This is a genomic window from Nostoc sp. (genome assembly GCF_036917515.1).
In the GTDB taxonomy this organism is placed as follows: Bacteria; Cyanobacteriota; Cyanobacteriia; order Cyanobacteriales; family Nostocaceae; genus Nostoc.
This window is the reverse complement of record NZ_JBALDE010000230.1, coordinates 1-14,357: the sequence shown is the minus strand read 5'-3', so window position 1 is coordinate 14,357 and position 14,357 is coordinate 1. Positions and strand designations below refer to the sequence as shown.

Annotated in this window: 10 protein-coding genes; all 10 read right to left on the bottom strand. The window is 41.4% G+C overall.

What is annotated here, in order from left to right; translation table 11 throughout:
- Nucleotides 1-154: 154 nt before the first annotated feature.
- Nucleotides 155-1,123, bottom strand: coding sequence for a PleD family two-component system response regulator (locus tag V7K89_RS30225; RefSeq protein ID WP_335193906.1), 969 nt, complete (start codon nt 1,121-1,123; stop codon nt 155-157).
- Entirely contained in the window at nt 1,120-5,268 is a 4,149-nt protein-coding gene (locus tag V7K89_RS30220; RefSeq protein ID WP_335193904.1) for a PAS domain S-box protein, read from the bottom strand. Before V7K89_RS30220 ends, V7K89_RS30225 begins: the two co-directional genes overlap by 4 nt.
- A 623-nt stretch (nt 5,269-5,891) precedes the next feature.
- Nucleotides 5,892-6,128: a hypothetical protein gene (locus V7K89_RS30215; RefSeq protein WP_335193902.1), complete on the bottom strand. Its 237-nt coding sequence runs from the start codon at nt 6,126-6,128 to the stop codon at nt 5,892-5,894.
- Nucleotides 6,129-6,639: 511 nt separating this feature from the next.
- Complete coding sequence (locus V7K89_RS30210; protein ID WP_335193900.1) at nt 6,640-6,990, bottom strand: hypothetical protein; 351 nt, start codon at nt 6,988-6,990, stop codon at nt 6,640-6,642.
- Nucleotides 6,991-7,572: 582 nt separating this feature from the next.
- Nucleotides 7,573-8,052 (bottom strand): YbjN domain-containing protein, encoded by a 480-nt coding sequence (locus V7K89_RS30205; protein ID WP_335193898.1) that lies wholly within the window; start codon nt 8,050-8,052, stop codon nt 7,573-7,575.
- Between the two features lie 148 nt (nt 8,053-8,200).
- Entirely contained in the window at nt 8,201-9,058 is an 858-nt protein-coding gene (locus V7K89_RS30200; RefSeq protein ID WP_335193896.1) for a nitrate ABC transporter ATP-binding protein, read from the bottom strand.
- A 155-nt stretch (nt 9,059-9,213) separates the two neighbouring features.
- Nucleotides 9,214-9,474 carry a hypothetical protein gene (locus V7K89_RS30195; protein WP_335193894.1) on the bottom strand — a complete coding sequence of 87 codons (261 nt, stop codon included), beginning with the start codon at nt 9,472-9,474 and terminating at the stop codon, nt 9,214-9,216.
- Between the two features lie 84 nt (nt 9,475-9,558).
- Nucleotides 9,559-11,565: an ABC transporter ATP-binding/substrate-binding protein gene (locus V7K89_RS30190; RefSeq protein ID WP_335193940.1), complete on the bottom strand. Its 2,007-nt coding sequence runs from the start codon at nt 11,563-11,565 to the stop codon at nt 9,559-9,561.
- Nucleotides 11,566-11,659: 94 nt separating this feature from the next.
- Entirely contained in the window at nt 11,660-12,499 is an 840-nt protein-coding gene (gene ntrB, locus V7K89_RS30185) for a nitrate ABC transporter permease (RefSeq protein ID WP_335193892.1), read from the bottom strand.
- Between the two features lie 103 nt (nt 12,500-12,602).
- On the bottom strand, nt 12,603-13,985 hold the full coding sequence (locus V7K89_RS30180) for a CmpA/NrtA family ABC transporter substrate-binding protein (protein ID WP_335193890.1): 1,383 nt from the start codon (nt 13,983-13,985) through the stop codon (nt 12,603-12,605).
- Nucleotides 13,986-14,357: the final 372 nt, after the last annotated feature.

Genomic DNA, 14,357 nt, shown 5'->3' with positions numbered 1-14,357 from the left:
GGAAAGTCTTAAATATTACACCTTGTTAGCAGCAATTAAGCAAATAGAGTACGGCGTTGAGCGTAAAGAAAATACCCATTCCAAATCAATAAAACGCTTACGCTATATTCATTTTGACTTTTGATTTTTAACTTTTGACTTCCGCCTTGTGATACTAGCGGGAATTTGTACTTTTGGGTAGTAGAATATTTTGCACAAAGCGATCGCGTCCTGCTGCCTTTGCTTCATATAACGCCTGATCCGCTGCGGCAATCATTTCTTCTAAGTCAGAATCTGGCTGAGGAATTTCTGTCGTAAAGCCGACACTAATAGTTACATGAGAACTAACTTGGGAATTGTGATGAGGAATTGCTAATGTTCGGACAGCACGACAAATTTTGTCGGCAACATGAGTCGCCCCTTTGGTGTCTGTGTTAGGTAAAATCACAGCAAATTCTTCCCCACCATAACGGGCAACTAAATCTCCGGGACTTTTAATAATATCTTTGAAAGCTTGAGCAATTTTCTGAAGACAGCGATCGCCTACCCGATGACCATAGGTATCATTATATAATTTGAAGAAATCAACATCGCAAAGAATTAGAGAAAGCGGACGTTGCTCGCGTTTTAGGCGCTGCCACTCTTGGGAAAAATACTCTTCAAATCCTCGGCGATTAGCTACTTGAGTTAATCCATCGATAGTAACTAATCGCTGCAATTCCAGATTTACGGCTTCCAGTTTTTGCTGTAACTGAGATTGCTGAATCAAGCGTTTTACCCGTTGTCGCAAAACTGGCCAGTGAATCGGTTTGGTAACAAAATCTATTGCCCCCACTGCAAATGCACGGTCAACTGACTCTTGATCGTCAAGTCCTGTAATCATTAAAACTGGAGTGTGCTTATTACAATCTAGAAGCTCCAACTGAGTGCAACACTCGAATCCATCCATATCCGGCATTATGGCATCAAGGAGTACTATATCAGGGTGCAGTTGGTTAAAAACATTTATTGCTTCTATGCCATTTTCAGCTTCCGCTATTTGATAGCCTTCCCGCTCTAAAAAATTCCGCAGTATCAGGCGAATAAAAGGTTCATCATCAACAATTAAAACTAAAGATTGGCTTTCTTGAGCAGTGGCTTTCATGGTGCTTCCTTCGCAAGTTCTTTTTCTAAGGCAGTTTTAACTTGTTCATATTCTTGATACAGTAGTGAAAGTAATTCTAGATTGTTTTCTAATTTACCGCTGCGTGCCTGTGATTCTAACACTTTGCAAAGCTGCGCTAGGGCGATCGCTCCAATAGAAGCACTGCTGGACTTGAGTTTGTGCGCTGTCTTCCATATAGTCTGGATATTCTGACTTGCGATCTCGGTGCTGATATGTTGCACTAATTTGGCTGTCTCTGTAAGATAACACTCAATTAGTTCCGCAAATGCCACATGATCTCCTCCAACCATATCCTGCAAGGATTGGAGGATTTTGGCATCAATTTTGGCGCTTTTCAATATCTGGTTTTGCCCTGACTGTAAGATATTTGGCGAAGGTTGCAATTCTGGGCGCATCACTTCGCTTTGTTGTTCGATGGAAGTGAATTCAAAATTTCTTTGGGGTAGACATTTGCTGAGTGCCTGAGCTAACTCTTGCAGCTGAATGGGTTTGCTAATGTAGTCATCCATACCAGCAGCAAGACAAACTTGGCGATCGCCCCGCATGGCATTGGCAGTTATGGCGATGATATACGGACGAAAACCCACCTTCCATTCTTGACAGATTCTCCGAGTTGCTTCTAACCCATCCATTTTGGGCATGTGGACATCCATCAACACTACGTCGAATGGCTGTTTTTGTAGAGCTTCAATCGCTTCTAGACCATTGCTAACGACATCTGCCCCATAACCTATTTTCTGTAGCATCAGTAGGGCAACTTTCTGATTAACAACCGTGTCCTCTGCTAGAAGAATTCGCAGTGGTAGTCGATGACCCAAATGCCGATCAACCAAGGGAAAATGAGAAATACTGGTTATGAGCGGTTGATTTCCCAAAACACGAGTAATAACATCGTAAAGTTGAGAGTGTTTGATTGGTTTACTCAAACAAGCAGCAAACTGGACATCATTAAAGTCAGAAGAAATTTCTACTTTCGCTAAAGAGGTCATAATCACCAAAGGCAGATTTTGACAACCACATTGCTTGCGGATTTGACGAGCTAGGGTTATGCCATTCATTTCTGGCATCTGCATATCTAAAATAGCAATATCAAACTGCGTTCCTTGAGCAAGTTTAACTAAAGCTTCTTTACCAGATTTGGCAGTATAAGTTTCCATCTTCCAAGACTCTGCTTGCAAGCTAAGAATTTGGCGATTAGTCAGATTATCATCTACAATCAATAGTCGCTTGGACGCAAGCAGCGGCGAAGTGCTTAATTGAGCTGGTTCTGACTGAGCAGCCACTTTGGTAATAATGGTGAAGTAAAATGTTGAACCCAGTGAAGAGTCAGGAAATGATAATAATTTTCCATTATCCCATCTAGGGCTAGGATTGCCACCAATAAATCCTTGGCTTTCTACCCAAAGAGTGCCGCCCATCATCTTACTGAGCCGCTTACTAATCGCCAGTCCTAGCCCTGTGCCACCATATCGTCGAGTCATGGAGACATCAGCCTGAGTGAAGGGTTGAAACAATCGCTCTATTTTCTCTGGTGCGATGCCAATACCTGTATCTTTGATCGCAAATTGAATTTCATAGAGAATTTGCTCTTTTTTAACAGGTATCGAGGATTGGAAAGAAGTTTTTTTATTTAATTCAAGAGTCCCCAGTTCAACAGAGAGTACTACTTCTCCGGTTTCGGTAAATTTAATAGCATTGTTGACAAGATTCATCAAGACTTGGCGCAGACGAGTCAAATCACCGACGATTTGAGTGGGAACTTGGGGCTGGATCAGATAAACTAGTTCGATATCCTTTTGGGCAGCTTTCGGAGCTAAAAAGGAAATAGCCTCTTCCACACAAGCTCTCAAATTAAAAGGCTGTTCTTCTAATTCCAGTTTGCCTGACTCAATTTTGGAGAAATCTAGAATATCGTTGATGATCGTGAGTAAAGTATCTCCGCTACTATGAACTGTTTGCACAAAGTCCTGCTGTTGAGGTGTGAGGTCAGTATCTAGCAGTAAACTTGTCATAGCAATCACAGCATTCATTGGAGTCCGAATTTCATGGCTCATCATCGCCAAAAACTCACTTTTTGCCCGATTTGCGGCTTCTGCCTGACGTTTTGCCCGCTCTAAGGCAAAATTTTTCAAGGTAAGTTCTTCACGTTGGCGTGTTTCTTGTTCTAGTAAGTGAGCTTGTGCTAGAGCAATGCCTAGTTGAGCCGCCACAGCTTCTAGTAATTCTATTTCGTCTTGTGTCCACTGGCGAAAATAGCTGCACTGATGTAAGCTGATCGCACCATTGGGTTCTCCTTGATAGGAAGTGCGGATTGACAGCATAGACTTCAGCCCAATTTCTCGGCAGATAGGTTGAACTATTTGTAGTAAAGGATCAAGGTACACATTGGGAGAAGCGATCGCACTTTCTTGGGCGATCATCTGCTCGGCATGGGGATTGTTAGTCATGGGGACTTCCAATTTCAACATGGAGCAGTAACCAGGGATTGTATTATACTCTGCTACTAAGGGAATTCGGGGTGTAGGATTACTAATGTAAGAGTGGATCAAACAGCGATCGGCTGCAAATGTTTGGCCAATTTGGGTAGCAGCCGTCTCAAAAATTTTGCTGGTATCAAGACTTTGACGAATTTCCTGAGTAATTTGTTCAAGTAGTAGGGTGCGATGTAATTGCCTTTGCAGTGCCTCTTTAGCTCGTTTATGTTCGGTAATGTCGTGATTGATGCCAACAGTCGCAATTTCCCCTTGTTCATCCCGTAAAGCAACTACGGTTGCTTCGCAAATTCTCTCACTGCCATCTTTACGAATAAAGTGTATTTCCCCTGACCAGCGTCCCTGCTGGTTGACTGTTGACAAAATGTTGGCGTTTAATGTTGCGGCTACTTCCGGCTGATGCAAAATACTGGAATGTTTAGCCAAAATCTCGGCTTTGGTATAGCCAAACATACTTTCGGCAGCAGGATTCCAGTCAATAATACTTCCGGTCAAATCTGTGATAATTACGCCATCATGCATGTTTTCAAAAGCGAGGGCTTGCCAACGCAGATTGGCTTCGGCTTGCTTGCGTAAGCAAAGCTGGTTGTAGACATCGCTAATATCTCTCTGAATGCCAATGAAGTGGCTTAACTTGCCATTGTTGTCATGAATAGGAGAAATACTCAATTCATTCCAAAATAAAGTACCATCTTTGCGATAGTTGCGGAGAACAACTTTGCAACTTGTTCCAGTTTGCATAGATGAGCGCAATTCATCAAGTACTGGTTGCTGGGTATCTGTGCGTTGCAAAAATCGACAGTTTTGCCCAATTACATCAGTAGCACTGTAGCCTGTTATTTGCTCAAAGGCAGGATTGACGTAAATAACTGGATTGGACGCAAGTCTGGCATCGGCAATAATAATTCCATTACTGGTTGCGGCAAGTGCCCTCTCCCTCAGCCTCAAGGTTTCTTCAACCTGTTTCAAATCAGTAATGTCAAACATAAACCCCCTCAGCCTGATCGCAGTTCCGGCTTCCTCAACGACACTAACAATATTTCGCAGCCAAACAACTCGCCCATCAGCAGCTAACATCCGGTATTCCAATTCGTGATTTTCGCATTTAGCAGTTGCTTGTTGACAAAAACCTTGAGACTTTTCCTTGTCATCTGGATGCAGATGATTAACCCAAAAATTTTCCTCGTACCACTGTGCGATCGGATAATTTAGCAAATCTACCGCTTGCGGCCCTACGTCAATAAATCGCCAAGTTTTCAAGTCCAATTCCCAAGGGATAACTTTCACAGTTTCCAATAGCTGTTGCCAACGATTTTCACTGGTGAGCAAGGCAATTTCTACCTGTTTGTGTTTAAAAATCCTGTGAGTTAGCTCTTGATTGATTGCTGTTATTTGTTGGCTTCTTGCATTCATTGCCAAGGCAAAATAGATTGATAATGTCAGCGTCACAACAACTAATAACCCTGCAATCAATTCTACTTGTATCAATAACCCCAGATTGTGGATTAAAAGTCTCTGCCAGAGTAGGAATACAGAGATTGAGAAGAAAATCCCCAGTAACAGGGCGAGTATTTTTCCGTCAAGGAAAAATATTACAGCTTTGAACCAGTCATATCGGTGCTGTTTTATCACTTATTAACTCTCTAGCATTTTCAGGGCTTATTACACTAACTTTTACTTTTAAGTAATCTAAAATATCAGTAACAAGGGGGAAATTACGGAGTTTATTTTTAGTTAATATATCAAGATTTTTATTTATATATTGCTAGAAAAACTTAATCATTTCTGATTGTCATTACGCTTCTTTTGATACCGGTTCTGTATGAAGACACAGGCACATCTCTTTGGTAAGGTTGGGAGGGGTCAAAATAATGTACAACGTTCACAGAGAATTAGTATGACGGCATCTGTACTAGTACACTGTGGCGGAAGTTTGTTTATCTTTAACAAGTTGCTTTGAGCAACTTGTCTGGTTAATTGAGATGCTAAAAGTTACTACAAACTAAAAGATCCCCTACTTTTTGAAGAAAATAGGGGATCTGAGCCTCTCAGTGGAGAGCAAATCATATATAGTGCTTCCTGCACATTTTAAGTAGACTACACCCGCGATCGCAAGAAAAGGGTAATGGAGATTCTAAACCGATACAGTCCAGAATGGGCAACAAAACCCAGATTGTAGAGAAATTATCTACATCAATAACCCTTAACCCAAGCGTATTGGACTAAAAACAAGGGTTAATGCCTATGCTTGTACTTTAATTTACAGCTTCTTGGCGTTGACAATCAAAAACAACCGTGTAAGAAGCATTTGGTATTTCTTGAGGAAGGTGCCGCATATAACCATCGGCATCAGAACGGCTGCGGAAACGAGCAACAATCTCCCGTTGCGTATTAGGAAGTTGACGAGCGATCGCCCAAGAATTGAGGCGTTCTTTATACGCAATAGTTTGATTGTCTGATTGGGAAGTCCTGTTATCCGTATTTTCTGGCATAATTATCTTAACCGTATGAAGTTTAATGAAGGGCGTTAATTAGTTTCTAGGTAGGAATGCACCAACGCTTTTTTTAATGCTACTGCCACCTTGTTATTCGATTATTTATAAGTTGTCAATACTGAGCGCTATATTTTAGACCAATTAAGTTAGAATTTTCAGGTGCAATGATTCTCAAAGCCTTAATTTGCAATTGTTTCCAGGACACAACAGTGTTCAAGCAGAAAGTTTGGCAATTATTGGATTTGCATGATTTGTATGCATACACACAAGTAAAGTCCGCAACAGTGGTAAAAAAACCACTAGTGTCTGAAAAGATACTATTAAAAGCTGAAGAGAAAACGAATAATAACGTGCGTAGAATTAATCAGCACATACTTACTATAGTGTGATTATTAAAGCTGCATTGCAGGTATTTACATTTTTTTAAATTTTTAGAGTTTTTTGAATATTTCAAAAATGAATTTTTCTTCAGCTTTTGACTAGAGCTTTTTCAATTTTACCTATCTCTTCACCACTCCCGATCTAGTAGAGATTCAAATTCAGCTTGTAAGGCGGTTATATCCGCCAACCTTGTGACTAGTAAATTGTCCTTACCAGCATCATTTAAACGCACTTTCCAATAACGAATACTGTCTGAGTTATTCAACCAAAACTTAATCACGGTATCTACCACTTGATCCAAATTCCAATCCCACTTTGCTGGAACTGATTCTACCGATTCTAAAAACGTATCTAGCGTACACCTATGCATTCCCAAGTATTCTACACCTTGTTGGGGTAGTTTTTGCCTATTTTGCTGTTGGTGATTAAAAAACTGCAAAAGTGGAGATATTCCGACAATATCAAAAGTGTATTTCATACCATTACTCCCAATTTTATATTGCTTACAGGAAATCTTTAGTTTTTTCTATTTATAAAATAATATCTGAAAAGGAACTAAAGCATCTGCAAAAAGCGCAGTTTTGGTCTATATCATAGACGTTAAACTTCAGCTAAAAATTAGCACTTACAAGCATTGAGTGCTAATATTTATTTGAGAGTTTAATTGATTACTAAAGAGTTTCAGACATTAATGTAAGGGATGCATATATCTTTAATAATTATTTAATTAGTTATGTTAAGACTTGTAAAGGCTAGCTCCTTGGGGTTAAAGCCTTGGATATAATTTTTCGTTTGATAACCCAATCCCTAATCCCCAGTCCCTTTTACTTGACGGTGCAGTTTGAAAAGTGTCACTTACTAAACTCGCTTTTTAATTGAAACAGTGATACTATTTATTTGTGTGAGGAGCAAGTTAAAAATAAAAAGCGCCTGGGGTGGAAACACGGCAACACTCCCAGGCGCTTTTAATTGGTACACAAAAAAAGTCTTTGCAGATTTGCCAGAACCTGATTGCTATGCATGGAATGTAGCAATAGCCCAATCTAAAATCTAAAATTCCTTAAGCCGCACCATATTCAGCTTGTAAGGCTTCATCGTTATTATCAGCGATCGTTGCCACAATGGTAATTAGCCGAGACACTTCGCCAGGAGATAACTCTGCTAAAGTACGTGTCGATATTACAACCACCCGGTTTTCAATAATCCCGAAACGCGCTTCAAAAGTACTAGAGCAGTTTAACTCCAAAAGATACCGCATCAACTTGGGTTCATCTTTGGCAGGTAAATTTAGCACCGCCGACCAAACCGTTATGGTGTCTTCATCAGTTGTGCCGTTGAGTTGAACAAATACTTCCACACTTCCATATTTAAACTTCCAGAGATAACCACCCTCTGAAGTCCGGCTAACCATCGCACTATCATCTTGTTCCAAAGAGTCGATGACATTTTCAATTACCTCAAGATGGTTAATGCTCGTTGTCTCGCCGATTAAAGCATTAACAGATTCGTTATTAGTTAGGCTTTCTGGGTAGCTCGTCATACAGATTTTTTCTCAACATACTCGTTCTACACATACTTTATAACTTCTAGACATAGTTGTAAGGGCAATCCATGAATTGCCCCTACTGATTGCAGGGTTCTTCCTGCTAGCATCTGGTACTATTTTGCAAAAATGAATGACGATTAGCTTAACCTACGTCATCATGGGCAAAGCGGTTAAAGAGAAAGTCTAAGGCATAGTTACGCAGTTGGTAGTATTGTGGATCTTCCATAATACGGCTGCGATCGCGGGGACGACCAAAAGGAATTTCCATAACTTCACCAATTTTTGCATGGGGCCCATTGGTCATCATTACCAATTTATCTGCTAAAAATAGTGCCTCGTCGATGTCGTGGGTAATCATCAGCACTGTACAACGGTTATCGCCCCATATTTTCAGCAATTCTTCTTGTAATTCTTCTTTGGTGATCGCATCCAGCGCCCCAAAAGGTTCATCTAAAATTAAGACTTTCGGACGAATTGCCAAAGCACGGGCGATAGAAACTCTTTGTCTCATTCCGCCAGACATTTGCATTGGTTTCTTTTCCATTGCATCAGCCAGTCCCACCATTGCTAAATGATCGCGGACGATCGCTCTTTTTTCGGCTTGTGGTTTATTGGGATAAACGGCGTTAACAGCTAAATAGATATTTTCAAAAGCAGTTCGCCACGGTAACAGGGCATAGTTTTGAAAGACAACCATCCTGTCTGGGCCTGGTTTAGTAATGGGTTCTCCTTCCAGTAGAACTTGCCCGGAAGTGGGAAAGTTAAAACCGGATACCATATTTAACAGCGTCGATTTGCCACAGCCAGAGTGGCCGATGACGCAAATAAACTCGCCTTGTTCGACGTTAAGGTTAACGCCATCGAGTACGGTGAAGGGGCCTTTCTTTGTAGGATAAACTTTGGTAACATCTTTAATTTCTAAGAAAGGTCTGCGGCTGGTGGTTGCAGTGGCGAATGGTTTTTCTAGTGTATTTGTAGCTGTCAAGTTGGGGTTTTGCATGTATTTGGGGATTAAAATGCTTAATGTACGCGATGTGTCTGCAACGAATATTCTGACCTCTCTCCAAGCCTCTCCCCTAGAAGGGGAGAGGCTTTGAATTTTCCCCCTTCCCTTGTAGGGAAGGGGGTAGGGGGTTAGGTCTTTTGTTGTTTTTTTTACATGACGTGAAAAATCAGATCATTAACGGAGTTCAAAGGTGGATTCATCCACCTCAAATACTCGTTAACAGAGATAAAAGGTGGATTCATCCACCTCAAATACTCGTTAACGGAGATAAAAGGTGGATTCATCCACCTCAAATACTCGTTAACGGAGTTCAAAGGTGGATTCATCCACTTCAAATACTCGTTAACGGAGATAAAAGGTGGATTCATCCACCTCAAATACTCGTTAACGGAGATAAAAGGTGGATTCATCCACCTCAAATACTCGTTAACGGAGTTCAGAAGTTCGCGCGTGATGTGCTACTTCTTCCACTCCCTCTTTCTTTCACCATTTTTTTATGAAGCGAGTCTTCTTCTAGGTGCATCAAGAATAACTTCCGCGACTGAAAAATCACGTTTAATTTTCAAGCTGTTGAGATAAGCGATCGGATCGTCGGCGTTAAAGGGAGTACCATCGAACAGTTTAATCGGTTGGCGAATATAGCTAATATCCAAACCTAATTCTCGTGCGGCGGTGCTGAAAACACGAACTCGACACACGCGTTCAACAACTTCCACCCAATTTCTGGGGAAGGGAGTGTCACCCCAACGCGCCAATTGACTCATAATCCAAATTTGTTCGGTGCGGCTGGGGCGGTTAATGGCAGACTCAGAATAAAACTGGTGATGGGCATAGTCTTGCAACGGATGGTCTAAGTCACAGGTGAGACTATCTGGATTTTCGAGTTGAATGTATTCTAAATCAGTGCTGACGTACTCTCGCCCTGCTAAAATTTCCCGAATCTCTTGGGAATTATCGGGATTTGCACAATACTGGCAGGCTTCTAACAAAGCTTTGGTTAAGGCAATATGCGTATTTGGATAATTTTCTGCCCAATCTTCCCGCACACCAAGAACTTTACCGGGGTGTCCCAGCCAAACTTCTAAGTCGGTAGCGATGGTAAAGCCGACACCTTCCACAGCCGCGCGGTAATTCCAAGGTTCGCCGACGCAGTAACCATCAATGCTTCCAGCTTTTAAGTCGGCTACCATCTGCGCTGGGGGAATAGTCTTCATATCTACATCGCTATCGGGGTCAATTCCTCCAGCCGCTAGCCAGTAACGCAGCAGCAAGTTGTGCATAGATGCGGGATGTACTACCCCCATTGTATGCCGTTGGTCGTGGGTGAGAATCAGGTGATTTCTGAAATCTGATAAGGTTTGCACGCCTTGGTCATAAAAGCGTTTTGCTAAGGTGATGGCGTTACCGTTGCGAGTCATGGTGAGGGCAGTGACAACGGGTAGAGGTTGGTTATTATGTCCTCCCAAAGAAAGCCACATTGGCATCCCTGAAGGCATTTGAGCCGCATCCAAATAACCGCCACTTATGCCATCTTCTATACCCCGCCAGCTACTTTCCCGCACCAGGTTAACTTCATCTAAACCATGCTTGACAAAAAAGCCTTTTTCTTTAGCAACTGCTAAGGGGGCGCAAGCTGTCAGAGGTAAAAAGCCAATTTCTAGGTTAACTTTTTCCAATCCATGACGGGCGATGTCGGCAGTTTTCCGCGCCCGAATTTTCTTAATCCGTTTTTGCTGATTGAGGAAGTAAATCATCTCACTCCGCAAGCTGTAGTAGCTAGGATGTTCTACTACTTCCATGCGCTTGCGGGGTCTGGGAATATCCACTTCTAAAATATCGCCGATTTTAGATTCAGGGCCGTTGGTTAGCATCACAATTCTGTCAGATAACAGCACTGCTTCATCGACATCATGTGTCACCATCACGGCAGTAACTTCATTTTCTTCGCAAATTTGCATGAGTTGTTCTTGCAAATTGCCGCGTGTGAGTGCATCCAATGCACCAAAGGGTTCATCAAGGAGTAATAACTTGGGACGAATCGCTAAAGCGCGGGCGATCGCAACTCGCTGTTTTTGTCCACCTGATAACATTCCCGGTTGTTTGTCAGCATGGGGACGCAAACCCACCATATTTATATGTTTTTCGACAATGGCTTGGCGTTCAGCTGCGGGTACGCCCTTCATTACTGAGTCTACGGCGAGAGCAATATTTTCTCTTACCGTCCGCCAAGGTAATAGGGAATAATTTTGGAACACCACCATCCTGTCTGGGCCTGGTTTGCTAATTCTTTGTCCTTCTAAGGTGACAAGACCTTCTGTAGGCAAATCCAAACCTGCAATCATATTTAATAGTGTGGATTTGCCGCAGCCAGAGTGACCAATCAAAGAAATGAATTCTCCTTTTTTAATTTGGAGGTCGATTCCTTTGAGGGCGATATATTTGCCACCACCAGTTAATTCAAAAACTTTTTCAATTTGCTCGACAGCTACAAACATACTAATTTGTCCTTTGTCCTTTGTCTTTTAGTATTAGTTCTTAGTACGCGGTCATTAGTCCTTAGCTTTTTACAAATGACCAATGACCAATGACTAATGACTATTTCTGTTCTGCTGGTAAAATTTTGTTTTGCAGCCAAGCCATTGCTTTATCTAGGAGTAAACCAACGACACCGATATAAACTAGAGCCAAAATTACTTCGCTGACGTTGTTATTTTGATAGGCATCCCAGATAAAAAAGCCGATTCCGACAATACCGGACATGACGATTTCGGCGGCGATAATCGCTAACCATGCTAAACCGATCGCAATTCTTAAACCAGTAAATATGTAGGGTAATGCCGCCGGAATCAAAATATTAGTGAAATATTCTTTGCGGCTAAGTTGCAGAACTTTGGCGACGTTGTTATAGTCTTGAGGAATTTGGGTAACGCCGACAGCAGTGTTAATTAAGATCGGCCAAATGGCGGTGATGAAAATTACGAATAAGGCAGCTGGTTCGTTTTGTCGTAAAGCTGCTAAAGAAATCGGAACCCAAGCTAGAGGTGGTACTGTCCGCAGTAATTGAAAAAGAGGATCTAAAGCCTTTGACATGGTTTTATTAACACCAATTAAAATGCCCAAGCCAATACCCACAATTGCTGCAAGTGTATAACTAATAGCGACTCGTTGTAGACTTGCTAAAATCTGCCAAAATAAACCTTTATCAATACCACCTCGGTCATAAAAGGGCCAGAAAATCAGAACCCAAGTGTCTTGGATAACTTGTATTGGCCCTGGTAATGTGGCTCCCGGAGTCCAAGCGAAAAGTTGCCAGATAACAAGGAAGATTGCGATCGCGATCGCTGGTGGTATCAGGTTAGGAAATTGCTTTTGCAGACTGGCTATAAAGCTATTATTAAATCTAGGGCTTGCCGGACGTTTTTGGGCTATTGTCATGATGCTGTTCTCCTTAAATTTTATTTGTTATTTGTGTTTTGTCCTACCCTGCGGGAAGCCGCTGGCGCGTCTATGTCATTTGCAAATAACTAATGACCAATGACTAAACACTGACCTTTTTGATTTTCAAACTCTTCAAATATTCTTCTGGCTTTTCGGGGTCAAATTTGATACCATCGAAAAACTCTTCTACACCACGTGATGTATTTGTAGGAATATCAGCAGTAGCAATTCCAGCTTCTTTTGCAGCTTCTTTCCAAATATCTTCGCGGTTGACTTTGTTGATAAGTTCTTTAGCCTTAGCAGCATTATTGGCAATGTAATCTTTTGGCAAGAATCCCCAACGAACATTTTCAGTGATGAACCATAAATCATGACTCTTGTATGGATAAGAAACATTACCTTTTTCATCTTTCCAATAGTAAGCAGCCATTGATTTATCATCAATTTTGCGACCATCACCCATGTCATATTTGCCTTGGTATGGATCGGCCAGAATTTCTGGTGACGAAAGATTGAAATAATTTCGTCCAGCGAGAATTTCAGCCGCTTCTTTGCGATTGTCAAAATTATCTAACCACTGTTGAGCTTCCATAATTCCTTTTAAAATTGCTTTGGTAGCCTTAGGATTTTTATCAACCCAATCGCCTCTGATGGCAAGATATTCTTCAGGATGATTCTTCCAAATTTCTGCGGTTAATGCTGCTACGTAACCAATTTTGTCTTGAACTAGACGATATGGCCAGGGGTCGCCTGTACTAAAGGCATCCATTGTTCCTGTTTTCATGTTGGCTACAGTTTGCGCCGCAGGTACTGTGAGCAATTTGACATCTGCATCTGGATCTAAGCCGCCTGCTGCTAACCAGTAGCGAATCCATAAATCTTGGTTGACGTGGGGAAAGGTGAATGCAGCCGTAAAGGGTGTTGAAGATTTTAATTCCTTAAATAAAGACTTAGAACTGGCGAGTTGTAAACTAATGCCTTTGCCTTGGTGCTTGCTGGCGATCGCAATTCCATTTCCATGCGTAATTAACTGACATAATACATACATGGGAATTTTTTGATTGCCCTTGGTAATTAAACCTTCTGTAATTAAATGTGGCATTGGCATCTGCCATTGACCGCCATCTATTCCACCACCAATAGAACCAATTTCTACGTTGTCTCTAGCTGCACCCCAAGAAGCTTGTTTGGAAAGGTCAACATTAGTCATACCATACTTTGCAAAAAAGCCTTTTTCTTTAGCAATAATTAAAGGAGCCGCTTCTACAATAGGAATATATCCTAACTTGACTGTAGTAGTTTCTGGTGTTTGTTCGGGACTAATATTAACTACTGATTGGGCAGTTGGTTGTGCTTGAGTGCTTCCACCAGTAAGGTTTTCAGGAGGATTACCCAAACAGCCTTTGAGCAATACAGCACTCGCAGATACTCCGGCTGTGAAGATAAATTTGCGGCGAGAAATTTGATTAAAAAATTCTGTCATAAATATCTCCTGAAAACGTAAATGTTATTTTTTTATAGCTATGACAATTTAGGCAAAAAACCTTATGTTTCTTGCATTATTAATGATTAATCAAGCTATATTTGACCAAGCGATCGCAGCCATTTCATTAATGAAATAGCTAGCTATAGTAAGAACTCGGTTAAATTATTTGCTCTGCTTTTCTAGTGTGATGCAGAGGTATCATTCACCTTGTTGAAATCAGTTTACAGCCTTTGATGCCGAAATTATCAACTTGGAGTCGGGATTATTAAACAAATATTATAGCAGTTCCTGCTTGAGTGCAATACAGTATGGGATGATGGAGTATATCAACGTCTAAGTGCCTGTAGAATGAAACCTTACTCCTGTGAT